Genomic DNA, 24,125 nt, shown 5'->3' on the forward strand with positions numbered 1-24,125 from the left:
TTTATATAAGTTTTTGCTAATATAAATCCCAACGAGATTGGGAGAAAGAGTTATGGCAACCGTTAAACTAACCAAAGAGAATTTTGAACAGACACTGACTGACAATGACATCGTGATTGTCGATTTCTGGGCAAGCTGGTGTGGCCCCTGCAAAACCTTCGGGCCGATCTTTGAAGCCGAGAGTGACAACCACGCGGATGTAGTGTTTGCCAAGATCAACACAGAAGAGGAGCAGGAACTTGCCGGAGCGCTGAATATCCGTTCAATTCCGACGACCATGATCTTCCGTGAAAATGTTCTGCTGTTTAATCAGGCGGGCGTGTTACCGGCAGCGGGCATCCGAGAGATTTTGACCAAAGCCCGAGAGCTGGATATGGATCAGGTGCGCGCAGATATTGAAGCGCAAAAAAAGGCCGGTTAAGCGGACTGATCGGATGAAAGAAACGGCTGCAGAACGCAGCCGTTTTTTATTTGCATCAAAAACTAGTCTGATTGCTTCAGGTTATGTCGTTCCATATAGGTGGCGACACGGTGCGCCGCATCCGCGAAATCGGTAACCTCGCGTTGCAGCTTGCTGACATCATAGTCCTTACCGCTCTTAACCATCATGACCGCCTCTGAAAGACGCTTGGCAAAGAACTCACCGGATTGCTCAAACTCCGGGGTCTGTACAAACTGAATGCCGTTGTACGGCGTTGGTACACCGGTCGGGTGGAGCATGTCGCTCTTGGCGATGGATTCCATGGTGATCGCCGCAAAGGGCGCAAATGCCTGATAGTCGGCATTGCTGTAAAGAGTTGTGCGCGTGCCCGGCGGAACCGCGCTGATGCCGTATTGCTCGGCAACCAGCTTCTGATACTCATCCGAGGTTGCCCACTGAATAAAGCGCCAGGCAGCTGATTTTTCCAGCGAGCTGCTGGACACGGCAAAGCCCCAGGACCACAGCCAGCTGCTGCCCTGCTTGCTGGTCTCATAGGGTGCATAGGCAAAACCAACTTCATTGGTGTTCAGTGCTGCGGAAACCGAGCTGCCGGCTGCCGTCGAGTCGACCCAGATATCACATTCGCCGGCGGTAAAGGCCGCCAGGTTCTGGTTATAGCCGTTCTCCCAGGCGGTTGGCAGACCAAAGTCTCTCTGCAACCTCAGGTACTGAGTCAGGGCATCGTGCCAGGCCTGGCTGCCGACATCGGTATTCCATTCTTCGTCGTACCAGCGGCCGCCAAAGCTGTTGGCAATGATGGTCATCAGGGCAATATTTTCACCCCAGCCAGCCTTACCCCTCAGGCAGATGTTGCCATAGGTGCCGCCGCTTTTGAGCTTTAGATCTGCCAGCAGCTGGGCCACTTCGGTCCAGGTCGGCTCTTTGCTAATGCTCAGACCGAATTGCTTGAATCGGTCTTTGCGGTAGTAGGTCATCGAGCTTTCGCCGTAAAACGGCATGCCGTAGAAGTCGCCGTCAAACTGAAAGCCGTTTATGACCGACTCGATAAAGTGTTGGCTGGCAAAGGTGCTCACCACACTTGACGGTGCCGGCTCCAGCTTGCCGGTTTTACTCCAGTTGAAGGCCTGCAGGTAGCCCAGGGTATAGATATCGTATTCACTTTTAGCTCGCTTGCTGTCGCGGGTCAGGCGAATACGCAGCGTGCTCTCATCGAGCGTGGTCCAGTTGATGGAGATATCGGGGTTCTGTTCCAGGAAGTGGCTGGAAAGTTCCTGGACACGCAACATATCAGGGTTATTCACCGTTGCTATGTTGATTTCACCGGCCTGGGCTGCGGCGGTGAACATTGCTAGGCCGGCAGTGGCGAGCATTTTTAGGGTCGTCTTCATGGTTTCCGTCTTTTTTATAGTGTGAACTATCAGCAAGAATGTTCGAAATGCTGAAGGCTGAGTAGCCGATTTTGACGTTGAATTGATCTGATTCAAGCACTTTCTGTTATTTTTGATCTTATATGCGTGGTGATTAACGAAATTTGCTCATTAATGTCATCAAAATGGCAGGTGTAATCAAAAGTCGACACACTTTGGGAGGGTTGGCAGGCTGCAGTCAGCTTGCTTTTCCCATGAACTCGAAGCATGTTATGAAGAAACCAGTTCAACCGACCATTCGTCAGGCGATGTAAACAGAAAGCTTATGAATTTATGGCAGGAAATGGCGGCCGTTGCTCAGGCTGCAAGCAGCAAAGGCGCGCTGCATTCGATAGAAAATACCGCTGAAATCATCACCGATGACGGCATCGACTTTGTTGTGCGGCTTGCCCCGGGCCTGGCGGCCAAGCCGCAACCGTTGAAGCAAGCGGAGCCGGTTTCGAAGTCCAAACCCGGTACAGCGAAGCAGTCGCCGTTTCTGCCGCCGGAAAAAGACCTGCTGGTGTGTCAGGTAAACGATGCCTATAGCCTGGTGCTTAATAAGTTCAATGTTCTGGAGACGCATGCACTGCTCACCACCACGGACTTTGTTGAGCAGACAGACCTGTTGACGCTGGCGGATTTTATCGCCGTCTCCTGGGCGCTCGGTGAAGCGGATGGTCTGGTGTTTTATAACGGAGGCAAGACCGCCGGAGCATCTCAGCCACACCGCCATTTTCAGCTGGTGCCGAAGAACCTGGGCTATGGCGTATTGCCCATTGAGACGGCTGTGCAGCAGTGGCATGAAGGTCGCCGAAAACAGCTGTTCCCCTTTGTCTATCGCGCCTATTGGCTGACCGATTACCGACCGGAAACCCTGCTCGAAGCCTGGCGTAAGCTGGAGTTTCAGTGTCAGCCGTTTAACCTGTTGATTACCCGCAATTGGATGCTGGTAGTGCCGCGCCGGGCAGAGTCAGCGGGAAGTATTTCGGTGAACAGCCTGGGCTATGCCGGCGCTCTGCTGGTCAAAACCGAGCCGGAGTTGAACCGGCTGAAGCAGCAGGGCCCGCTGGCGTTGCTGGCAGAGGTTAGTCAGCCTTTGTCGTAAAACACAAAGGCACCGAAGCCACGCACCCGATTAGACTTACCACCGCTGGATGCCGAAGTAGTCAACGCCCGTTGCGCCGGCGCCAGGCCGTGTTTTGCCGCACAGCTCAGTAAGGCATTGATGGCGGCATAGCCGCAGGCATTGGCATCTTCAATGGTGCTTTCACAGGTCAAAATTTTAGCCGCGGTTACGCTGTCCTGTTCGGTTGCTTCGTTCAGCGGCAGGTGACGGCTGAGGCCACTGCTGACGACGATCAGGGTCTCTGGGCCGCCCCACAGAGAGTCCAGCACTTCGGCCAGATACTGAAAATCACATTGGCTGGTAACCAGTGGCACAATGCTGAAATCTTCCAGCAGCGTTTGCAGAAACGGCAGCTGCAGCTCAATACTGTGTTCGGCGACATGATGCTCGTCGCTTTCGATCACCTGATCAAAGGCCAGCAGGTCTGAAACGCTTTGCTGATCAACCTGTACAGTGCCTAGCGGGGTTTTAAAGGTATTGGCTGCCGGCACAGCAATTTGGCCGATCTTCTGCTTATGAGCCGCTCCGACAATGATCACACGCTTAATCTGATCATATTGCGGAATCAGTGGCCTGTAGGCAGCAGCGGTCACGTTACCGGAGGCAAAGTAACCGGAATGCGGGGCAATCAGCGCCTTAACCGGTGCGCAGTCCGTATGCTGATTACGGCCCTGTTCCAGCCAGGCTTCTACCTGAGCCAGCAGGCGGTGGGTATCGGCTGAGTAAAGTGTACCGGCGGCAAAAGCTTCCCGAGTCGTCATATTGAAGACCTCTTGTCTTATTTCGGCCTTAGCTTAGGCCGATAGACGAAAAGGATATTGCCTCAGGTCAACCGCTATCGGCCTGAACAGAGTTATCCCCTGCCCAGCCAATCCCGGTCAATAAGATAGTGGCTCAGTAACGCCTGCTCCGGCGAGCCCGGCTCGGGTTCGAAGCAATAGCGCCATTGCACCACCGGAGGCATAGACATCAGGATCGACTCGGTTCTGCCGCCGGACTGCAGGCCAAACAGGGTGCCCCGGTCGAAGACCAGATTAAATTCCACATAGCGGCCACGGCGGTACTCCTGCCATTGCCGGTTGGCTTCGGTGTAGGGCGTGTCTTTGCGTTTTTCAACAATCGGCAGATAGGCCGGAATGTAGGAATTCCCAACGGACTGCATAAAGGCAAAGCAGGTTTCAAAGCTCCAGTCGTTCAGATCGTCAAAGAAAATACCGCCAATACCGCGCGGCTCGTCTCGGTGCTTTAGGTAGAAGTAGTCATCGCACCAGGCTTTCAGCCTGTCGTAGAGGTTAGGGTCAAACGGCTGGCAAGCGGCTTCGGCTGTCTGGTGCCAATGGATACAGTCTTCCTCAAAGCCGTAATAAGGGGTCAGATCGTAGCCACCGCCAAACCACCACACCGGCTCCTGGCCGGGCTTTTCGGCAATAAAAAAGCGAACATTCATATGCGATGTCGGTGCGAACGGATTCCTGGGGTGAATGACCAGCGAAACACCCATTGCCTGCCATTTTGCTCCGGCCAGTTCCGGCCGGTGAGCCGTCGCGCTTGGGGGCAGCTCGGTGCCGGTGACATGGCTGAAGGCCACGCCACCCTTTTCGAAAACCGACCCGTTTTCAAGGATTCGGATTCTGCCACCACCGCCCTGTGGCCGTTGCCAATTGTCTTCGGCAAAGCGCTGTTCGGGTTCCAGTGCCTCAAGTGAAGTGCAGATGCTGCTTTGCAGCTGCAGCAGGTACTGTTTGACGGTGTCGATCTTATCTGAAAAATGACTCATGGCTTAACTGCGGTATTGAACATTGGTGATGAGATCCTTTATTTGACTGGATTTGCCCGGTGTCAGTACGTTGCCGGAAACGATGTGATCGAGCTCGTTGCCCAGCTGTATGCGGGCCTGCAGGGCGGTTTCAATGGGTTTGCAACCAGAGCGATTGGCGCTGGTGGAGACCAGCGGCATATTCAGCTCCGAGCACAATGCCAGAGCCGTAGGGTGGCCGGGCACTCGAATCGCAACCGAGCTGCGGTTGCCGGTTACCCACCCGGGTAACTTGCCATTGTGCGGCACCACCCAGGTGGTTGCACCCGGCCAGCTTTCGTTCAGGCGTTGTTCCTGTTCTGAACTCAGCTCCGCAATATAGGGTTTAAAGCATTCCAGGCTGGCGCCAATTAAAATCAGGCCCTTGTGTACTGGGCGTTTTTTGATATCAAGAATCCGGCCAACAGCGTCTGCGTTGAACGGGTCGCAACCCAAACCAAAGACACCTTCGGTCGGGTAGGCGATCACGCCGCCGGAAAATACGGTGGCCGCCGCGCGTTTAAGAGTCAGCGAAAAGGGTTTCATTTCTTAAGCCGTGAGTTTATTTACCGGAAGCCTAATCGCCGCGGATGATTTCGGCAATATCACTTATGGTTGATGTGAACCTTCAGAGCAAACTGCTCAGCGCATAGCCACCCGGGTGCTGCTCGATCAGCCCCTCCAGTTCCAGCTCCAGAATGGGCTCCAGCAGCTGATGCATTGGTTCGCTCAGGTCATGGGCCAGGCCTTCCAGCGGTTTTGGCTCGATTTGCAGGGTGGCCAGAATTTGCTGCTGTAGCGGACTCAGGTGGGACAGATCGGCCTGCTGAGCGGCCAGGTTGAAATCGGGCTTCATGTGCAGAAACTCGAGTACATCCCGTGGCTCGGCCAGCAGAAAGGCGCCCTCCTGAATCAGTTTGTGGCTGCCGGCGTTGTTCGGGTTGGCGATGTCACCGGGCAGCACAAAGATATCCTTACCCTGCTCCAGTGCGTGCTGGGCGGTTGTCAGCGTACCGCTTTTCAGGCCCGCCTCAATGACGATTATCGCCTCAGAAAGCGCGCTGATAATACGGTTACGGCGCGGAAAGTGCCCGGGCTTGGGCTGGGTGCCCAGCGGATACTCGGAAATCACCATACCGTTCCGGCTGATCGAATCAAACAGCTGACGGTTATGCTTCGGGTAGACGATATCCACCCCGCAACCCAGAACCGCGATGGTTTTACCCTGGGCATCCAGCGCGGCCTGATGACTGGCTGAATCGACACCGGTCGCCCCGCCACTGGTTATCGTTAGGCCATTGCCTGCCAGACAGGCGCTGATGTTGGCCGTGTGTCGCAATGCATTGGCGCTGGCAGCGCGACTGCCGACAATACCGATCTGTTTGTTGTTCAGAACATCCGGATTACCCTTGCCCCAGATCAGCAGGGGCGCGTCAACCAGTGCCTGAAAGGTATGGGGGTAAGCATCGTCTTCAATGCTGACCAGGCAATGGCCCGGTTGCTCTGCCCATTCGAGCTGCTGCAGCGCACGCCGGTGAACGGGGTGTTGCTCGCCCAGGTGATTCATCTCCAGCACCGTTCTGCGTACGCTGGCGGATAAGGGCCATCTGTCGGGGTGCAGAAACAGTGACTCCGGCGAATCAATATAGTTGAGCAGGTCGTGACACTTCTTCAAACCGAAATTGGGGATTAACACCCAGCGCAGCCAGGCTAAGGGATTGGTAGGCATAATCGTTCCTTGATTCTTATGGGTTCGCCCGATTCCTTCAGGCATTTTTAGCTTATAGCAGAAACAAAAAAGGAGCCATCCGGCTCCTTAGGTTGTTGATAAACCCCGCCGACAAAAAAGTATCACTTAAATGGACCGCTGCAAGTATCGTCCTGATACGCTCGACGAAAACATCCATGTTTTCGACGTCCATTTAAGTGATACTTTTTCACCGTCTCGAAGACTGTGGCAACTTTGTCATCAGTCTGAGGAGCCATCCGGCTCCTTAGGTTTTTAAATTTGGGCTTAGAAGCCGGGGTTCACAATTGGGTCACCAACGCGCATTGGCACCTTGGCTTCAAGGATAATGGCGTAAGACGTTTTCTCGAAGGTGCGGAACACCATCGCTAAACCGCCCTCTTCGCTCGGCAACTGAATGGTTTCACCGGTAACCGGGTCAGAAACCTGATCGCCCGTGCGGTTGATACGGAATACGTTACCCGGGGCGATCGATTCACGGCTGCCAACGTTCAGCAGAATGATGTCGAACTGGCCAATAAACTCAACGCCCTTGTTCACATCCAGAATCTGGCCGGTGATGTCTTCCGGTGGTTCGCTTGGGTAGAAGAAGGTTTCCAGCAGAGACTCATCAGATTTCAGCACGCGATAACCAATAGAGACCTGTTGCGTGGTCTTCTGCAGTCGCAGCGTTGCAATGTCGGATTCGAGGTCAACCATGCTTGCCGTGCCGATATCGATCGCCTCGTAACCCAGGAACTCCTCGGTCACCGGATCGTTATATTTATCGCCCTTCTTGTAAATCTGATAAACGGTCAGGTCCGGGTCGAACTCGCCGCGGGCAAAGACTTTATCGCCGGCACCAAGGATTAATCGGCCTTCGCCACCGCTGATAATGTACGGCGCGGAATCCAGTTCTTCGGAATTCAGAATGCGGTTGCCGTGAATGAAGCCTTCAATGTGCTCACGCGAAATCGCCGGGATAGCCCCCAGAATTGGCGTTACCCGTGCGGTTGGGCGCAGTTTTACGAGGCCGTTGTCAGCCTGATCCGGAGTGATCTTCAAGGTGTTGGCGTTTTCGCCGCGGGCAATGACTGTCAGCTGTTGCTGACCATCGATCATCACCAGACCAATAATATCGCCCGGGAAAATCAGGTGCGGGTTTTCAATTTGTGGGTTGATGTGCCAGATGTCTTCCCACTTCCATGGGTCGGCAAGAAACATCTTTGAGATATCCCAAAGGGTATCTCCTTTAACCACAACATAACGTTCGGGGACGTTGTCATTAATCTTGAGTTCATCGGCCATAGTCATACCAGTGATGACACAGCATGTGAATAACGCAGCGATGATTTTCCTCATGGCCAGATTCCCTATACAATTTGGCTTGGTAGGCTCTAAGCTTACTCAATATTCAGAGTGATTCGGTTTAGTCCTGAATTACCAGGTCGACGCAGTGAGTTTATACAGTTTTTCTGGGTATATAACACCGGTCTGGATCACAAGGGTGAACATTTTTAGTTTAGCAGTCAATCGCTTAGCTAAACACTTTAAAGCCAAATCTAAGCCGTGGAAGCCGCAAAATGTTAACTGCGTAACATTCTGCAAATCGAGCGAAAGCCGCCCTTTAAAAATTAATGTTGGTTAATCAATAAGTTATGGCATTACTAGAAATCTTGGAGTTTCCGGACTCCCGGCTGCGCACCGTAGCCACTCCGGTTGAAAAAGTTGATGATGAAATACGTCAATTAGCACAAGACATGCTTGAAACGATGTATGACGCTCCGGGAATTGGCCTGGCCGCAACGCAGGTGAATGTTCACAAGCGCGTTATAGTGGTTGACGTGTCTGAAGATCAGGATGACCCGCACGCACTGATCAACCCAACATACGAAACACTGGGTAACCCGATGGACTATCAGGAGGGCTGCCTCTCTGTACCCGGTTTTTACGAGAAGGTAACCCGCTCGGATAAAATCCGGGTTAAGGCACTGAACACCGAGGGTGAAGAAATCGAATTTCTGGCCGAAGACCTGTTCGCTATCTGCATTCAGCATGAGATCGACCACCTCGATGGCAAGCTGTTTGTCGATTACATCTCTACGCTGAAGCGTAACCGCATTAAATCGAAGTTAGAAAAAGCGCACAAACAGGCGGCCCGTTAATCGATGTCTTTACGAATTATCTTTGCCGGCTCGCCGGAGTTTGCCGCTGAACACCTGAAGACCCTGATTGCCAGCGAGCATGAGGTGGTTGCTGTTTATTCTCAGCCCGACCGGCCTGCCGGTCGTGGCCGTAAGCTGACGGCATCGCCGGTGAAAGCCGTTGCGCTGGAAAACGATATTCCGGTAGAGCAGCCGCTCAACTTCAAAACCGAAGAGTCGGTGGCAACGCTGCGTGGCTACAACGCCGATATTATGGTGGTGGTTGCCTATGGCATTATTCTGCCGCAGGTGGTGCTGGATGCGCCGCGTTTGGGTTGCATTAATGTTCATGCCTCGGTACTGCCGCGCTGGCGTGGAGCTGCACCTATCCACCGCGCCCTGTTGGCCGGTGATGACAAGTCTGGCGTGACCATCATGCAGATGGATGCCGGGCTTGATACCGGTGACATGCTTATTGTCAGTGAGTGCCCGATACAGGCTGACGACACCTCTGAACAGCTGCATGACCGCCTCATTGAGATTGGGCAGCCGGCCTTGCTGGAAGCCCTGGCGCAACTGGAAGCCGGCCGCGCCAAACCGGTCAAGCAGGATGACGCACGGGCTAACTACGCCCATAAGCTGGAAAAATCCGAAGGCCTCATTGATTGGCATAAAACCGCGGCGCAGATTGATTGCCAGATTCGCGGGCTGACGCCATGGCCCGGTGCCTTTACCAGCTGGCAGGGGCAAAATGTACGCATTCACAAAGCCCGCCCTTGCAGCGACACCACTGCGGCGCAGCCCGGCGCTATCGTCGCGATGTCTGCCAACGGTTTTGAGGTGGCGACCGGCAGCGGTACGCTGCTGTTGGAAGTGCTGCAGATGCCGGGAAAAAAGGCCATGTCTGCCCGCGATATTCTTAACGCCCGAAAGGCGGCCTTTGAAGAATCACCGGTATTCGGCCTATGAAGTCGACCCGGTTGATTGCAGCAGAAATTCTGCTGAATGTGGTGGATCATGGCCGTTCGCTGAATGATGAGCTGCCTGCTGCCCTGGCCGATACCGAACTCGATGATCAGCCGTTTCTGCAGCAGCTGGTCTATGGTACGACCCGCTACTATTTTGCCCTCGATGAAATTATCCAGAAGATCCTTGATAAGCCGATCAAAGATAAAGAGCGCATCGTGCACATGCTGCTGGCGGTTGGTTTGTATCAGCTGTGGAAGCTCAATGTTGCTGAGCACGCGGCTATTAACGAAACCGTGTCTGCAGTCACCGAGTCGAAGCGTAAATGGGCAACTGGGCTGGTGAACGCCAGTTTGCGCCGCTTTCAGCGCGAAAAGGACGCAATATTGGCTGAATGCCGCCGTGGGGACTCCTTCCCCGGCTGGTTGAATAAGCGTTTGCGCCAGGCGTACCCAGAGCAGTTTGCTGAAATCTGCGGCAATTCGAACGTACCTGGGCCGATGACGCTGCGCATCAATGCCAAGCGTGTAATCCGTGAACAATGGCTGAAACTGGCCGAGACCGAAGGTATTGTGGCGCAGGCCTGCGAGCACGCAAACAGCGCTGTCACCCTGGCTGCGGCTGCGCCGGTCGCGATGCTGCCGGGCTTTGACGCCGGTGATGTTTCGGTACAGGACGAAGCCGCCCAGTTGTGTGCGCAAATTCTGGAGCTGAACGATGCGGCTCGGGTGCTCGATGCCTGTTCCGCACCCGGCGGTAAAACCGGCCACCTGCTGGAATCGGCACAGAATGTTCAGATGACGGCGCTGGATGTCTCTGCCGAACGGCTGCAGCGCGTTGGCGAGAATTTGGCTCGCATCGGTGAGACGGCCGAGTTGATCGCTGCCGATGCCGCCGATGTTGAGCTGTGGTGGAGCGGTGAACCGTTCGATGCCATTCTGCTTGATGCGCCCTGCTCCGGCACCGGCGTCATTCGCCGGCATCCGGATATCAAACTGTTGCGTAAATCGGCAGACATTACCGCACTGGCTAAAATTCAGCGCAACCTGCTGAACAAGCTGTGGCCAACCCTAAAACCGGGCGGTCGTCTGCTTTATGCCACCTGCTCAATTCTGCCGGATGAAAACAGCCATCAGGTGGCCGGCTTTGTGGCCGAAACGCCGGATGCTGAGTTGATCCCGCTGACACTTCCTGCCGATGCTGAAACAGCCGCTGGCATTCAGTGGTTGCCGCAGGTGGATGGGCATGATGGCTTCTTTTATGCGTTGCTGGAAAAGCAGCTCTAAGCTAAAAATCTGGTGATGGCTCAGTGCCAGCGTTAGGTCGCAAATCTAGTGGCGCATGCGCCACTAGAGCAGCAAGCTTTTAAAATACTCCGTCGTTTCAATAATCATGTAGATCAGCGCACCCTCGCCAATGGCCACGGCGGTAACGATCCTTCTGCGTGATAGCCCTCCGATGCGCGCCAGATAGACAATAAACTCGGTAAAGACAAACGGAAAGAATGCCCAGCCGACCACGGCGTAGAAGCCATAAGACTGCAGTGCCTGTGTGGCACGCTTCAGCGATTTGGCCGGAATCTTCTCCAGCTTGGCGGCGAAATTGAAGGTATCGACCGCCACGCAAACCAGGTAGGCGGATGTCGTGGAGGCCGCCAGGGTCACAACGAACGCCAGGGTGCCATCCAGCGTGCCGGCCATCAGAATAATAAAGGGAATGGTGGGCACAAACAGAACGCCGCGCACCGAAAGCAGCGCCGAATAAAGGATCAGCAGCAATACCTTATGGGCCTCAATCAGCTTTTGGATTTCCAGCAGGCTGAAGTGGCTGAGGGTTTGCTGCATGGCGATGATCGAGCAGATAACGATGCTCAGCCAGATGATCAGCTTGTTGTGTCGGGTTAGATTATTAATGGCTCACCTCACTGTCGCGAGTGGGGTTGCGACGCCCTTTAGGTTCGCAGTGTCCGCCTTCAATTATCCAGAAAAAATCCAGAACCCTGTGTTTGCCATAGATGATGTACTGACAGTTGTCGGCCTTACGGACCTTAAGCCCGCGCGAAAAGAAGTTGTTGATTCGCCGGCTGTCGGGGTTGTTGGATTTCAGCCAGTTAAACAGCGCCTTATCGCCCTGTTCGTCTTCCGGCACCTGCAGAAAACTGCGGAAGGCCGGTTCTTCGTAGAGGCTCATTTCTACATCTTTGTACTCTGCCGCAAGCTCGGAGACCTCTTTAAAGGCCAGATTAAAAAGTAACGGCGTGTAGAGTATGACCAGAGCAGAAAGCGTTGCAGAAAGCGCCAGCGCCAACAGAATGCCAACAAGGTGTTTGGCAACTGTCTTCAAAAGGTTGAGTTTGTTCATGCCGTAACCTTAGCATAAATCAGTGTTTAGATAGATTGGCGCTCGTGTTTAGCCAATTTGCTCGCTACTATTCCTGTTTATTGGCTATTTATAAATATAACGCTGGTCACATCCTAGGGGTAGGCATTGAAAATCATATTGTTAGGTGCAGGTCAGGTCGGCGGCACCCTTGCTGAAAACCTTGCGTCTGAAGAAAACGACATCACCGTTGTCGATACCGACGCCACCCGCTTACGCGAACTTCAGGACCGTATTGATATCCGAACCGTCAATGGCTTGGCTTCGTTGCCCGATATTCTCGAACGCGCCGGTGCCGACGATGCCGACATGCTCATCGCTGTGACCAACAGCGATGAAGTCAACATGATTGCCTGCCAGGTGGCGTTGACCCTGTTCCGCACGCCAACCAAGATCGCCCGTATTCGCGACCCGCAATACATTCGCGATGCCGATAAGCTGTTCGCGCAGGATGCCGTGCCGGTTGATGTTCTGATCAGCCCCGAGCGGCTGGTGACCAACTATATTCAGCGCCTGATCGAAACGCCGGGAGCACTGCAGGTGCTCGACTTTGCCAGTGGCAAGTTGCAGCTAGTGGCGGTTAAGGCGGTTCATGGCGGTCTGCTGGTGGGTCAGGAGTTACGCTTCTTAAGGCACCACATGCCGTCGATTGAAACCCGGGTGGCGGCCATTTACCGCAAAGGCCGGGCGATTATTCCCGAAGGTTCAACGGTGATTGAAGCCGATGATGAGGTGTTCTTTATTGCCGGCAGCCACGATATCCGCGCGGTCATGAGTGAGTTGCGCCGCAAGGAAAGCAACTACAAGCGCATCGTTATTGCCGGTGGCGGTAACATTGGTTACCGGCTGGCACGCAGCATTGAAAAGCGTTATTCGGTGAAGGTATTGGAGCGTGACGAAGCCCGCTGCGAATGGCTCTCCAACCACCTGAAGCAGGCCATTGTGCTGCGGGGTGATGCGTCCGATCAGGAACTGCTGCTCGATGAAAACATCGAAGATACCGATGTCTTCATTGCTACGACCAACGACGATGAAGCCAACATCATGGCCTCGCTGCTGGCCAAGCGCCTGGGCGCGCGTAAGGTAATGACGTTGATTAACAACACCGCCTATGTCGACTTGGTTCAGGGTGGCGATATCGATATTGCCATCTCGCCTTCCCAGTCGACCATCGGTAGCCTGCTGACGCACGTGCGTCGCGGTGACATCGTAAATGTTCACTCACTGCGCCGTGGCGCAGCCGAGGCTATTGAGGCGGTGGCCCATGGTGATGCCCGTTCGTCTAAGGTGGTTGGTCGCTGTGTCGAAGATATCGATCTGCCGGAAGGCTGCACCATTGGTGCGATTGTGCGTAACGATGAGGTGATCATCGCGCACGATCTGACCAAAATTGAATCCGGGGATCATGTCATTCTGTTCCTGGTCGATAAACGCCGCACTGCCGATGTGGAAAAACTGTTCCAGGTGGGCTTCAGTTTCTTCTGAAGCCTGTTTTCCAGGCTTTTACGGCTGCTGAATCAAACAGGAAATTGATCCCAACGCTATGCAATATCGCCTAACGCTTAAAATTCTGGGTCTGCTGCTCATGGTGTTCAGCTTGACCATGCTGCCCTCGATATTGGTCTCGCTGATCTATGACGACGGCGCTCATCACGCCTTTATTGTGGCCTTCCTGTGGGTTATTGCGGTGGGCTTTGGCATGTGGCTGCCGGTGCGCAACTGGCAGAAGGAAATGCGCACCCGCGATGGCTTTTTGGTGACGGTGCTGTTCTGGCTGGTGCTGGGCATTGCCGGCTCCATCCCGCTTTTTTTGGCACCGGAGGTACACCTTTCCTATACCGACGCCTTTTTTGAGTCATTCAGTGGCCTGACCACGACCGGTGCCACGGTGATTACCGGCATCGATGACCTGCCCAAGAGTATTCTGTTTTACCGCCAGCAGCTGCAGTGGCTGGGCGGAATGGGGATTATTGTTCTCGCCGTGGCGGTACTGCCCATGCTCGGTATTGGCGGCATGCAGCTGTACCGCACCGAAACCCCCGGGCCGGTCAAAGACAGTAAGCTGACTCCGCGTATCGCCGAAACCGCCAAGGCGCTCTGGTATATCTATTTAACCCTGACGCTGGTTTGCGGCGCTGCCTACTGGGCGGCAGGCATGAGCTTCTTTGATGCCATTTCGCACAGCTTTTCTACCGTGGCCATCGGCGGCTTCTCAACGCACGATGCCTCCATAGGCTATTTTAACAGCGTTACCATCGAGCTGATCGCCGTGGTCTTTATGCTGCTGTCCTCGGCGAATTTCGGGCTGCACTATGTGGCCTGGAACAGCCGCTCTATCAAGCACTACTTTCTTGACCCGGAATACCGGGCGTTTCAGGTTATCGCTCTGGTGCTGGCCAGCATGACATCCATCACCTTGCTGTTGATCCATACCTACACGCCGTTTGAATCGTTCCGTTATGGCATATTTGAAAGCATCAGCCTGCTGACCACCACCGGCTTTGCTACCGCAGACTTCACCATCTGGCCGTTGTTCGCGCCTTTTGTGCTGTTCATGGCGTCCTTTATTGGTGGCTGTGCCGGCTCCACCGCCGGCGGTATGAAGGTGGTGCGGGTACTGCTCATCTTCAAGCAGGGCCTGCGCGAGATTAAGCGGCTGATTCACCCCAAGGGGGTGTTCTCGGTCAAGGTGGGTAACCGGAAAGTCAGCGATAAGGTCGTGGAATCGGTCTGGGGCTTTTTCAGCGTTTATATTCTGGCGTACGGGCTCATCTTCTTTGGCTTGCTCGCCTGCGGGCTCGATTTTGTCACCACCTGGTCAGCGGTTGGCTCGGCGTTAAATAACCTGGGGCCGGGGCTCGGTGAGGTGGCGCTGCACTATGGCAATATTCCCGGCGTTGCCAAATGGCTGTTGTGCCTGGCCATGCTGCTCGGCCGGCTGGAAATTTTCACGCTGCTGGTGTTGTTTACGCCGCAGTATTGGCGGAAGTGATTAAAGGCCGCGGTTGCGGCCTTGGGCCGTTTTTAGCCTAAGATTAAAAGCGAAGCTTTAATCCAAACTGGATTGCACGAATCTCATCTGTTGCTGACAATCCGGCGTCGAAGTCATCATTGTATTCATCAAAATCGTAGGTCCCATCTGACTCTTCAACCTTTGTATAGTCAACGTCATTGTGAATATACCGCAGTACATAATAGGCTTCTAAATCTCTATCCAGACTTGCAGGGATTGCAAGAAAGCGTAATTCAGCATTAAAGCCATAGGATGTATCCGCTTTCACGAACGCGTCTTCACCGTCATACTGTCGCCAGAAGGTGGGGTACAACAGTATTGAGGCACCACCAGCAACGGACCAGCGCCGGGTTATGTCATAGTTCAGGTTTAAAAATACGGGGAAGAAATAGTAGGCATCGGAAATGTCATATCCGTCAGTATCGGTGGCATCCATCGACTTGAACTGGGCTCCGATTCGGGCATCAAAGGCAAAATCTCCGATCCTGAGAAATTCTGATCCAATCAGCAAGCCGAAACCGTCACCTGCAACGAGTTGTTCATCACTGCCATTGGTGTAGCTATATTCTGAAATGCCCACTGCAGGATCACGGGTTACGTCCCAGCCAATAAAGGGCTCAATATCAAATGCATTGGCCACGTTAGCGCTAAGGCAAATAACCGATGCGGCTACGAGGTTTTTAATACACATATCATTTCCTTGATTTTCTTTCTGCACGAAACATTTACCAGTTGAGCACAAAAATTACACTTTGTAACGCCACTCAGCTCAAGTGCCGGGCAGATTTCCAGTTTTCTTGCTGCGGCGCGTTATACAGAATCCCGCATGACCCGCCCTTGTACGCTGTGTATAATGGCGCCCTTTTCATTTTCTGCTGTTGCGCAAGGCGAGATAATCACCGTGACGACTAAAACACCTTCCGAAACATTGACGTTTCAAGATCTGATTCTGACCTTACAAAAGTACTGGGCCGACCAGGGCTGTGTAGTTCTTCAACCTCTCGATATGGAAGTCGGTGCCGGTACCTCGCACCCTGCAACCTTCCTGCGTGCGTTAGGGCCGGAAACCTGGAACGCTGCCTACGTGCAGCCTTCGCGCCGCCCAACCGATGGCCGCTACGGTGAAAACCCGAACCGTCTGCAGCATTACTATCAGTATCAGGTGGTGTTGAAGCCAAGCCCGGATAATATTCAGGAGCTGTACTTAGGCTCGCTGGTGGCGATCGGCATCGACCCGACCGTTTACGACATTCGCTTCGTTGAAGATAACTGGGAGAACCCAACGCTGGGTGCCTGGGGTCTCGGCTGGGAAGTCTGGCTGAATGGCATGGAAGTGACTCAGTTTACCTACTTCCAGCAGGTGGGCGGCCTGGAGTGCTACCCGGTGACCGGTGAAATCACCTATGGTTTGGAGCGTCTGGCCATGTACATTCAGGGCGTCGACAGCGTTTATGACCTGATCTGGACCGTCGGCCCGGATGGTACGCCGGTGACCTACGGCGATGTATTCCATCAGAACGAGGTGGAGCAATCGACCTACAACTTTGAACACGCCGATGTGAAAGAGCTGTTCCATCAGTTTGACTACCACGCGGCCGAAGCTGAAAAACTGATCGCGGCCAACCTGCCGTTGCCGGCCTATGAGCAGATTCTGAAATCCGGCCACACCTTTAACCTGCTGGATGCCCGCAAGGCGATCTCGGTTACCGAGCGTCAGCGCTACATTCTGCAGATTCGTACGCTTTCGCGTGCGGTGGCAAAAGGCTATTACGATTCCCGCCTGAGACTTGGCTTCCCGCAAGCCCCGGAAGCCTTACGAGACGAAGTCATTGCCAAAGAAGCTGCGCAGGGAGAGAAAAAATAATGTCGACTGCTGATTTTCTGATTGAACTGGGCACCGAAGAGCTGCCACCTAAAGCACTGCGTACCCTGAAAAACGCCTTTGCCGACGGCATTATCGACCGCTTGAAGGCCGCCGGCGTCAACTTTGAATCGACCGAGCGCTTCGGTGCTCCCCGCCGGTTGGCGCTGACCCTGACGGGCCTCGACCTGCAGCAGCCCGATGAGACCATTGAGCGTCGCGGCCCTTCCGTTGCCGCCGCCTTTGATGCCGACGGTAACCCGACCAAAGCCGTTCAGGGTTTTGCCCGCGGTTGTGGTGTATCGGTTGACGAGCTGGAAACGGTCGAAACCCCGAAAGGCCCATGGCTGATGTACCGTGGTACCAAGCCAGGCCAAGCCACCAAAGAATTGCTGCCATCCATTGTGCAGGAAACACTGGATAGCCTGCCGATCCCTAAGCGTATGCGCTGGGGTGCGCGCCGTGATGAATTCGTTCGTCCGGTTAAATGGCTGCTGATGCTGTTGGGTGAAGAGGTTGTACCGGCCACGGTCTATGGCGTTGAATCGGGTAATACCACGCGCGGCCACCGCTTCCATGCGCCAAAAGAGATTGTTATCAAGCGTGCAGCCGATTACGAAAGCACGCTGATGACCGAAGGCAAGGTGATGGCATCGTTCGCTAAGCGTCACGAAAAAATCGCTGCCGATGCCAAGCAGGCTGCCTCGTCCAAGGGCGTGGTTGCAGTCATTGATTCCGACCTGCTCGATGAAGTGACGGCGCTGAACGAATGGCCGGTGGCGTTAGTCGGCCAGTTTGAAGAGCGCTTCCTGGAGGTTCCGGCAGAAGCGCTGATGTCTTCCATGGAAGAGCATCAAAAGTATTTCCCGACGGTAAACACGCAGGGTGAAATCCAGCCTTACTTCGTGTTTATCGCCAACATAGAAAGCCAGGACCCGCAGATTGTCGTTGAGGGCAACGAAAAGGTGATTCGCCCTCGCTTGGCCGATGCCGCTTTCTTCTGGGAAACGGACAAGAAAACGCCGCTGGCGGATCGCGTTGAGAAGCTCAAAACCGTCATGTTCCAGCAGCAGCTGGGCAGCGTTTACAACAAGGTTGAGCGCATTCAGAAAACGGCCGGTTACATCGCCGGTAAGATTGATGCCTCGGTATCTGAAGCCGAACGTGCCGCTTACCTGTCTAAGGCGGACCTTGTCACCGATATGGTGTTTGAATTTACCGATCTGCAGGGCATTGCCGGCCGCTACTATGCGATTGCCGACGGCGAAGCCGAAGCCGTAGCCGAAGCCATTCTGGAGCAATACAAGCCCGCCGGTGCCGGTGATGCACTGCCGGAAACCCGCGAGGGTATGGCGGTCGCACTGTCGGATCGACTGGATAACCTGTCCGGTCTGTTTGGCATTGGCCAGCCGCCAACGGGTACCAAAGACCCGTTCGCCCTGCGCCGCGCCGCATTGGGTGTCTTGCGCATTATTGTTGAGCGTGAGCTGGATCTGGACCTGGTTGATCTGGTCACCTTTGCCGCCGATCAGCACGCCGACCTGCCGCAGCGCGATGAGGTGGTCAGCGATGTGGTGCAGTATGTTCTGGATCGCTTCAGCGCCTGGTATGCCGATGAGGGCTTCCGTGCGGAAATCTTCCAGTCGGTGCGTGCGTTAGCACTCACTAACCCGTACGACATCGATTTGCGGGTCCGTGCCGTGGCTGAGTTCAGTAAGCTGGAACAGGCTGAAGCACTGGCCGCCGGAAACAAGCGCGTCTCGAACATTCTGTCCAAGGCCGATGTCGACATCAGCGATGAGGTTAACCCGTCGTTGTTTGAAGAGGCGGCAGAACGTGAACTGTTTGCCGCGCTCGACAGCGCCACCAGCGTGGTCAGCACGGCCGTCGCCGAGGCCGATTACACGGCGGCACTGAATGAACTGGCGGGCCTGCGCGATGTGGTCGACAGCTTCTTCGATGGCGTTATGGTGAATGCCGATGACGAGAAGATCCGTCTGAACCGTTTGGCATTGCTGGCCAAGCTGCGCAGCCTGTTCATGCAGGTGGCGGATATTTCGGTTCTGTAAGGGCTGAAACTAGCCACTGTACTTCGGCAGAGCAGTCGGTCGCCGGTTTCGAGGCGTCGCTCACAGGGATGTGAGCGCCGAGCTATAGGGATATATTCACGCGTACTCGAAACCGGCGACCGGCTGATCTGCCAGACCCAGCCACCCAACCTGATCAGCAAGGCTTCAAGATGCCCGAATTACCCGAAGTCGAAACAACCAAACGCGGCATTGCACCGCACATTGAAGGCCGCCGTATATCACGCATCACCATTCGCGATAAGCGTTTACGCTGGCCGGTGGATGACGAACTGGCCGAATGGGCGCAGGACCAGACCATTCAGGCCGTTGAGCGGCGCTCCAAGTACCTGATTATTCGCCTGGAAAAGGGCGTCTTGCTGATTCATCTGGGGATGTCCGGTAATCTGCGTATTCTGTTTGATGACCCAACGCCGAATAAACACGATCACTTTGATATCGAACTCGATAACGGTACCCGCCTGCGCTACCACGACCCTCGCCGCTTCGGAGCCTTTATGCACAGCGTTGAGCCGGTCATTGAGCACCCGCTGATCGCCCATTTAGGACCGGAGCCACTCACCGATGCCTTTTCCAGTGATTACCTCTACCGCGCCTGCCGTAAACGTAAGACCAAGATTAAAACCCTGATCATGGATGCCAAGGTGGTGGTCGGCGTGGGTAACATCTACGCCAACGAAGCGCTGTTTTTGGCCGGTATTTACCCGCACAAGCAGGCGGGCAGAATCACCAAAGCGCAGGCCGAACGGCTGACCGATTGCATCAAGCAGGTGCTGGCAAAAGCCATTGATCAGGGCGGCACCACATTGAAAGACTTTGTCGGTGGCGATGGCAAGCCGGGTTACTTTGCCCAGTCGCTGAATGTCTACGGCCGTGCCGGGCTGCCCTGCTTAACCTGTGGCACGCTGATTAAAGAAATGCGCACCAATAACCGCAGTACCTGCTACTGTAAAACCTGTCAGCCGAATTGAGGTCGGTCATCGGATAGTCTTTCCGTTACCTGCCGGATCATTGATAGAAGAGATAAACATGAAACTCGAAGATATCCGCCGCGAATACACCCTGGCCGGTTTAAGCCGTGAGCAGCTGGTCGCCAGCCCTATTGATCAGTTCGACGCCTGGTTCAAGCAGGCCGTTGATGCCAAGCTGAGTGCCGACCCGACAGCGATGTCGCTGGCCACGGTCGACTCTGAAGGTCAGCCAAGTCAGCGTATCGTGCTGCTGAAGAATTTTGATGACAAGGGTTTCGTGTTTTATACCAACCTGGAAAGTCATAAAGCCAAGGATATTGCCGGCAATAACAAGGTGAGCCTTCACTTCGCCTGGACGCCGCTTGAGCGTCAGGTGATCATCTACGGCGAAGCCGAAAAACTGAGCGTGGCCGAAGCCACCCGTTACTTTATATCCCGTCCGCGTGAAAGCCAGATTGCCGCCTGGACCAGCCATCAGAGCCAAAAAATCGGCTCCCGTAAGCTGCTTGAGCAGGCGTTTGACCAAATGAAACGTAAGTTCAGCGAAGGCGAAATCCCATTGCCGTCCTTCTGGGGTGGCTATCGGGTTAAGCCGGTTAAGATTGAATTCTGGCAGGGCCGTGGGTCGCGCCTGCATGACCGCTTTATATACATTAAACAGGCCGATGGCAGCTGGGCGCTGGAACGGCTGCAGCCCTGATCTGCGACTAAAGATAATTTGTATATAAGTAATTTCTTAACTAGCCTCTAAGCAGCAGATTCACTGCTCATGGAGGTTAGTTATGAAAGTTAATATGGGTTCCACAGATCGTACTGCCAGGTTAGTTGTCGGCCTGCTGTTTTTACTGGCTGTCGTGATGGGCTGGGTTTCCGGAGTGTTGGCTGTTGTGCTGGGAGTCTTAGGCGTTGTTTTTATCGTCACGGCGATTATCCGGTTTTGCCCGCTGTACTTGCCGCTTGGCCTAAATACCTGCAAACGAAAGTAAGGCAGCCACCGGCCCTTACAGGAAGGGTCGAATATCGATGCCCAGCTGACGGGCATCGAGCGTATTGGTAATTTGGGTGCGGGTGCCCCGATTTGCCAGATCAAGATCCTCTGGCGGAATCAGCTCCTGCATTCGGGTGCTGTAAAAGGCGCGCACAACCGGCAGCTTGGGCTGGCGCCGGTTGGCTTCAATAATGACCGCCGCGGTACCGTTGGAAAGCTCCACCAGGGTCCCCACCGGGTAAACCGATAAGCAGCGAATGAAGTCGTACACCAGCTCCTTATCCAGGTGGAAAATACTCCACTCAATAAGCTTCTTCATTGCCTCGTTGGGCGACATACCTTCGTGATAAACCCGGTCTGCGGTGATCGCATCGTAAACATCACAGATGGCAGACATGCGGCCATAAACGGTAATTTGTTCCGCCGGTAAATTCCGTGGGTAACCACTGCCATCCAGGCGTTCGTGATGGAGGCCACAGATGGAGCGGGTAATATCGGACAGCCCTGCGGTGACATCAAGAATGCGCTCGCCATAGGTGACATGGCGTTTCATCTCTTCCCATTCCTTGGGCTCCAGCTTGCCGGGCTTGTTGAGAATTTCATCCGGAACCAGGATTTTACCGATATCGTGCAGCAGCCCGCCAGCCACCAGTTGACGGGTGGTCTGCTCGTCGAACCTGCGTGCCCGTGCGAAGATGCCCAGCAGCACGCCAACGTTGACGGAATGCTCCAGCAGGTACTTATCCTTGGAACGAATATGGGAAAGGCAGGCTAAGGCGTTTTCATTGGTGTTGAGCGAGCTAATGATGTCGTCGGCGGTTTCTTCGACGGCATCGGCATCGACACCCTTGCCGGCTTTAATGTCATCGAGAATGCCACCAATCAGTGTTTTGGCTTTTTTGTGCTGTTTCTCAGCGTTCTCACGCTCTTCGCTCAGAGCTGTCCGCAAACCCGGTTGGGCACCACTCTGTGCTACCAGCGAGTTGAACTGGTTGGCCTGCAGCTGCTTGACGGGATCTGCTATAGCAGCACTCTCGCAATCGGCCCCTTTGTCGGTATCGATGTAGAGTTCTTTCACGCCCAAAGCCCGAACCTTATCGATGGTCGATTGATACTTGATCAACCCGCGACGGGATGCATTTTGCCTCGGAACCCACTGGTTATTGAGGTCGCAAATGTACATTCCGATAGACAGATCATCGATGGAAATTTTTTTTATCACTTAAGGGGCTCGGCGTTAGTGCATGTTTATCAGCTTAGCTTAAAAACGATGCATCATCGTGTTTTTAAAGCGGTAGGCCGGATATTTTAAGGACGAGAATCATAATGAAAGGCATGGCTTTTGACGACTGTTAAAGCCAGCCACAACGTGCCGATCGGGATCAGCAGGCTTTTAAAGATCATACCGACGATCAGCGTAACCACCGAGGCGCTCAGCTCCTGACCGATGCTTTCACCGGCAAGATCGGGGCTGTTGTTGCCAAAAATCAGCTTGCCCAGATCAATCTCGGTCAGCGAATCCTTCAGGGTGCGCAGCACTTCGGTCGCGCCTTCGAGCACAGACAGCGCCTCGGCGCCGGTGGCGTTAAAGTAAAACCAGTCGAAGCACCACACCAGCGCCACTTCCAGGTTGAGCAGGTAGCGCAGCAGCACGATGATGAAGGCCGCCTTCAGCCAGCCGCGCAGGCGGGTGTGTGGCCGCCACAGGAAAATCAAAAGCAGAGCCGCAAAGGCACTAAATAATCCCTTCACCGCCAGAGAGGTGGTAAACAGCAGAATAACCTGCTGAATGCCGAGGGCCGTCAGCGATACCAGCAGCAGGCCGGAAAACCGCTCGACCAGATCATTCACTGGGTCGAAGATTTCACCAATGGTAATGCTGGCGACACCGATGCCGACATCGGACGATTGCACAACGGAGATAACCCCGTTCAGCGTGCGCACCACACCAAATACGATGGCGTTACTGCTGATGGTATCGGTCAGGTATTGCTGGGCGAGAACATCAAGGTAGGGCCACCAGTTCACGGCCACCAGCAGTAACAGCAGCAGGCTTGCAAGAATGCGGCTGCGGGTTGTCAGCTGCTCCGGCTTGTGGCGTTGGGGTTTCAGGTGTTGGGTTGTGCTGCCAGCCATTGTAAAACCTCCGCATGATCACCTTCGGCAATCTGTTGGTCGGCCTTCTTCGAATACTGATAGTTGTACATCGGATCGTAATAATCGCTGAGCAGGATTTCTATCAGGGTGTCGAATCGTGACCATTGATTGGTACTGCTCAGTAAAGCAGAGCTTTCATCCAGCAGCGTCAGTAATTGCTGGTGGCGTTCACCACCGAGGCGCTTCTGAATACGGTTCAGTGCCGAACGGATGAAGTTGTCCAGATAGGCCAGTGCAGCCTCTTCACCATTAGGCAGCTGCTGCTGGTAGGCGTTTTCGAAGTAATCTTTGCGGATTCGCGCAACGCGCTCTTCCAGCGAGGCTTTCAGGCGGATAATCGGTGCCTGTTTGGTCAGTGCCAAAAACTCAGGAACAACGGCAATGCGCCCGATCAGCCGGGATTCATCCTCAAACAGCACCGGGGCTGAAGATGCCTGGCTGCGTTTCAACCAGTCGATTGACCAGCCGTTTTCGAAGTTGATCTGCGAGGGTTGCTCACTGCCGGTATTGCCAAAGGCGCTGCCACGGTGATTGGCCAGCCCTTCCAGGTCGACCGAGTGTGGCCACTGGTGAATCACCTCGGTTTTCCCGCAGCCGGTCGCGCCGGAAAGCACATAGATGTTGCCCTGCGCGATACGCTGCTGCAGCTCATCGATCAGGTACTGCCGCAGAGCCTTGTAGCCGCCTTGCACATAGTCCATGTCAGTGCCGGCTTCACGCAGCCATTGCTGCACAATCTGTGAGCGCATTCCGCCGCGAAAGCAGTAAAGGATGCCATGGGGGTTTTGCTCGGCAAAGGCCTGCCAGCTGGCGACGCGCTGCGCTTTGGTATCGCCCTGCACCAGCTCATGGCCCAGCGCAATGGCGGCCTGCAGGCCCTGTTCTTTATAGCAGGTGCCCACCGCTTCTCGCTCGGCATCGCTCATAAGCGGCCGGTTGACGCTTGCCGGAAAGGCGCCACGCTCAAATTCGACGGGCGCGCGCACATCCATCATGGGAATGTCATTGATAAAGAGTTCTGAAAACTGATGAGCCTTGAGCAAAATTCACCCTGCTTGTTG

General features: G+C 54.4%; 24 protein-coding genes. 12 read left to right on the forward strand and 12 right to left on the reverse strand.

The window, feature by feature from the left end; all coding sequences use genetic code 11:
- Positions 1–52: 52 nt before the first annotated feature.
- A complete protein-coding gene (trxA, locus tag BCF53_RS01145) occupies positions 53–421 on the forward strand; it encodes a thioredoxin (RefSeq protein WP_132699019.1) in 369 nt (122 codons plus the stop codon).
- A 62-nt stretch (positions 422–483) separates the two neighbouring features.
- On the opposite strand, the gene BCF53_RS01150 is transcribed toward trxA, so the two are convergent.
- Positions 484–1,830 carry an ABC transporter substrate-binding protein gene (locus tag BCF53_RS01150; protein WP_132699021.1) on the reverse strand — a complete coding sequence of 449 codons (1,347 nt, stop codon included), beginning with the start codon at positions 1,828–1,830 and terminating at the stop codon, positions 484–486.
- 304 nt (positions 1,831–2,134) lie between these two features.
- On the opposite strand from BCF53_RS01150, the gene BCF53_RS01155 reads away from it, so the two are divergent.
- Complete coding sequence (locus tag BCF53_RS01155) at positions 2,135–2,956, forward strand: DUF4922 domain-containing protein (RefSeq protein ID WP_132699023.1); 822 nt, start codon at positions 2,135–2,137, stop codon at positions 2,954–2,956.
- Here the strand turns inward: BCF53_RS01155 and amrB are convergent.
- From amrB to BCF53_RS01185, 5 genes are all read right to left on the reverse strand, one after another.
- A complete protein-coding gene (gene amrB, locus BCF53_RS01160; protein ID WP_132699025.1) occupies positions 2,941–3,738 on the reverse strand; it encodes an AmmeMemoRadiSam system protein B in 798 nt (265 codons plus the stop codon). The two genes, BCF53_RS01155 and amrB, sit on opposite strands and share 16 nt — an antisense overlap.
- A 92-nt stretch (positions 3,739–3,830) precedes the next feature.
- A complete protein-coding gene (gene hemF / locus BCF53_RS01165) occupies positions 3,831–4,754 on the reverse strand; it encodes an oxygen-dependent coproporphyrinogen oxidase (RefSeq protein ID WP_132699027.1) in 924 nt (307 codons plus the stop codon).
- Between the two features lie 3 nt (positions 4,755–4,757).
- Complete coding sequence (tsaC, locus tag BCF53_RS01170) at positions 4,758–5,318, reverse strand: L-threonylcarbamoyladenylate synthase type 1 TsaC (protein WP_132699029.1); 561 nt, start codon at positions 5,316–5,318, stop codon at positions 4,758–4,760.
- A gap of 82 nt (positions 5,319–5,400) precedes the next feature.
- Positions 5,401–6,501 (reverse strand): DNA-processing protein DprA, encoded by a 1,101-nt coding sequence (gene dprA, locus BCF53_RS01175; RefSeq protein ID WP_165901772.1) that lies wholly within the window; start codon positions 6,499–6,501, stop codon positions 5,401–5,403.
- Positions 6,502–6,786: 285 nt separating this feature from the next.
- Positions 6,787–7,860 (reverse strand): LysM peptidoglycan-binding domain-containing protein, encoded by a 1,074-nt coding sequence (locus BCF53_RS01185; RefSeq protein WP_132699035.1) that lies wholly within the window; start codon positions 7,858–7,860, stop codon positions 6,787–6,789.
- A gap of 296 nt (positions 7,861–8,156) precedes the next feature.
- Between BCF53_RS01185 and def the strand changes: the two genes are divergently transcribed.
- The 3 genes from def to rsmB are packed head-to-tail and all read left to right on the forward strand — an operon-like array spanning position 8,157 to position 10,894.
- Positions 8,157–8,663: a peptide deformylase gene (def, locus tag BCF53_RS01190; RefSeq protein WP_132699037.1), complete on the forward strand. Its 507-nt coding sequence runs from the start codon at positions 8,157–8,159 to the stop codon at positions 8,661–8,663.
- A gap of 3 nt (positions 8,664–8,666) precedes the next feature.
- Positions 8,667–9,611 carry a methionyl-tRNA formyltransferase gene (fmt, locus tag BCF53_RS01195; protein WP_132699039.1) on the forward strand — a complete coding sequence of 315 codons (945 nt, stop codon included), beginning with the start codon at positions 8,667–8,669 and terminating at the stop codon, positions 9,609–9,611.
- A complete protein-coding gene (gene rsmB / locus BCF53_RS01200) occupies positions 9,608–10,894 on the forward strand; it encodes a 16S rRNA (cytosine(967)-C(5))-methyltransferase RsmB (protein WP_132699041.1) in 1,287 nt (428 codons plus the stop codon). The genes fmt and rsmB overlap by 4 nt, the downstream gene beginning before the upstream one ends.
- 63 nt (positions 10,895–10,957) lie before the next feature.
- On the opposite strand, the gene BCF53_RS01205 is transcribed toward rsmB, so the two are convergent.
- The gene (locus BCF53_RS01205) at positions 10,958–11,452 is read right to left on the reverse strand and encodes a TVP38/TMEM64 family protein (protein WP_132699043.1); all 495 of its coding nucleotides are present in this window, start codon (positions 11,450–11,452) and stop codon (positions 10,958–10,960) included.
- Positions 11,453–11,516: 64 nt separating this feature from the next.
- Positions 11,517–11,969 carry a hypothetical protein gene (locus BCF53_RS01210; protein WP_132699045.1) on the reverse strand — a complete coding sequence of 151 codons (453 nt, stop codon included), beginning with the start codon at positions 11,967–11,969 and terminating at the stop codon, positions 11,517–11,519.
- Between the two features lie 126 nt (positions 11,970–12,095).
- Here BCF53_RS01210 and trkA point away from each other — a divergent pair, with 126 nt between their 5' ends.
- Entirely contained in the window at positions 12,096–13,472 is a 1,377-nt protein-coding gene (gene trkA / locus BCF53_RS01215) for a Trk system potassium transporter TrkA (protein WP_132699047.1), read from the forward strand.
- A 58-nt stretch (positions 13,473–13,530) separates the two neighbouring features.
- A complete protein-coding gene (locus BCF53_RS01220; RefSeq protein ID WP_132699049.1) occupies positions 13,531–14,979 on the forward strand; it encodes a TrkH family potassium uptake protein in 1,449 nt (482 codons plus the stop codon).
- Between the two features lie 43 nt (positions 14,980–15,022).
- Here the strand turns inward: BCF53_RS01220 and BCF53_RS01225 are convergent, their stop codons facing one another.
- Positions 15,023–15,691, reverse strand: coding sequence for a hypothetical protein (locus tag BCF53_RS01225; RefSeq protein WP_132699051.1), 669 nt, complete (start codon positions 15,689–15,691; stop codon positions 15,023–15,025).
- 210 nt (positions 15,692–15,901) lie between these two features.
- Here BCF53_RS01225 and glyQ point away from each other — a divergent pair, with 210 nt between their 5' ends.
- The 5 genes from glyQ to BCF53_RS01250 all read left to right on the forward strand — a co-directional run bounded on the left by glyQ (position 15,902) and on the right by BCF53_RS01250 (position 20,905).
- On the forward strand, positions 15,902–16,864 hold the full coding sequence (gene glyQ / locus BCF53_RS01230; protein ID WP_132699053.1) for a glycine--tRNA ligase subunit alpha: 963 nt from the start codon (positions 15,902–15,904) through the stop codon (positions 16,862–16,864).
- Entirely contained in the window at positions 16,864–18,930 is a 2,067-nt protein-coding gene (gene glyS, locus BCF53_RS01235) for a glycine--tRNA ligase subunit beta (RefSeq protein ID WP_132699055.1), read from the forward strand. The genes glyQ and glyS overlap by 1 nt, the downstream gene beginning before the upstream one ends.
- A gap of 170 nt (positions 18,931–19,100) precedes the next feature.
- The gene (mutM, locus tag BCF53_RS01240) at positions 19,101–19,919 is read left to right on the forward strand and encodes a bifunctional DNA-formamidopyrimidine glycosylase/DNA-(apurinic or apyrimidinic site) lyase (protein WP_132699057.1); all 819 of its coding nucleotides are present in this window, start codon (positions 19,101–19,103) and stop codon (positions 19,917–19,919) included.
- Between the two features lie 58 nt (positions 19,920–19,977).
- Positions 19,978–20,619, forward strand: a complete 642-nt coding sequence (gene pdxH / locus BCF53_RS01245) for a pyridoxamine 5'-phosphate oxidase (protein ID WP_132699059.1) — start codon at positions 19,978–19,980, stop codon at positions 20,617–20,619.
- An 82-nt stretch (positions 20,620–20,701) separates the two neighbouring features.
- Positions 20,702–20,905: a YgaP family membrane protein gene (locus tag BCF53_RS01250; protein ID WP_132699061.1), complete on the forward strand. Its 204-nt coding sequence runs from the start codon at positions 20,702–20,704 to the stop codon at positions 20,903–20,905.
- A gap of 15 nt (positions 20,906–20,920) precedes the next feature.
- Here BCF53_RS01250 and BCF53_RS01255 read toward each other — a convergent pair whose 3' ends face one another.
- From BCF53_RS01255 to mnmH, 3 genes are all read right to left on the reverse strand, one after another.
- Positions 20,921–22,129: a cyclic di-GMP phosphodiesterase gene (locus BCF53_RS01255; RefSeq protein ID WP_132699063.1), complete on the reverse strand. Its 1,209-nt coding sequence runs from the start codon at positions 22,127–22,129 to the stop codon at positions 20,921–20,923.
- 86 nt (positions 22,130–22,215) lie between these two features.
- Complete coding sequence (locus BCF53_RS01260) at positions 22,216–23,043, reverse strand: hypothetical protein (RefSeq protein ID WP_132699065.1); 828 nt, start codon at positions 23,041–23,043, stop codon at positions 22,216–22,218.
- Positions 23,016–24,107, reverse strand: coding sequence for a tRNA 2-selenouridine(34) synthase MnmH (gene mnmH / locus BCF53_RS01265; RefSeq protein ID WP_243645745.1), 1,092 nt, complete (start codon positions 24,105–24,107; stop codon positions 23,016–23,018). Before mnmH ends, BCF53_RS01260 begins: the two co-directional genes overlap by 28 nt.
- Positions 24,108–24,125 lie beyond the last annotated feature (18 nt).

The organism is Reinekea marinisedimentorum, assembly GCF_004341165.1.
Classification (GTDB): domain Bacteria; phylum Pseudomonadota; class Gammaproteobacteria; order Pseudomonadales; family Natronospirillaceae; genus Reinekea; species Reinekea marinisedimentorum.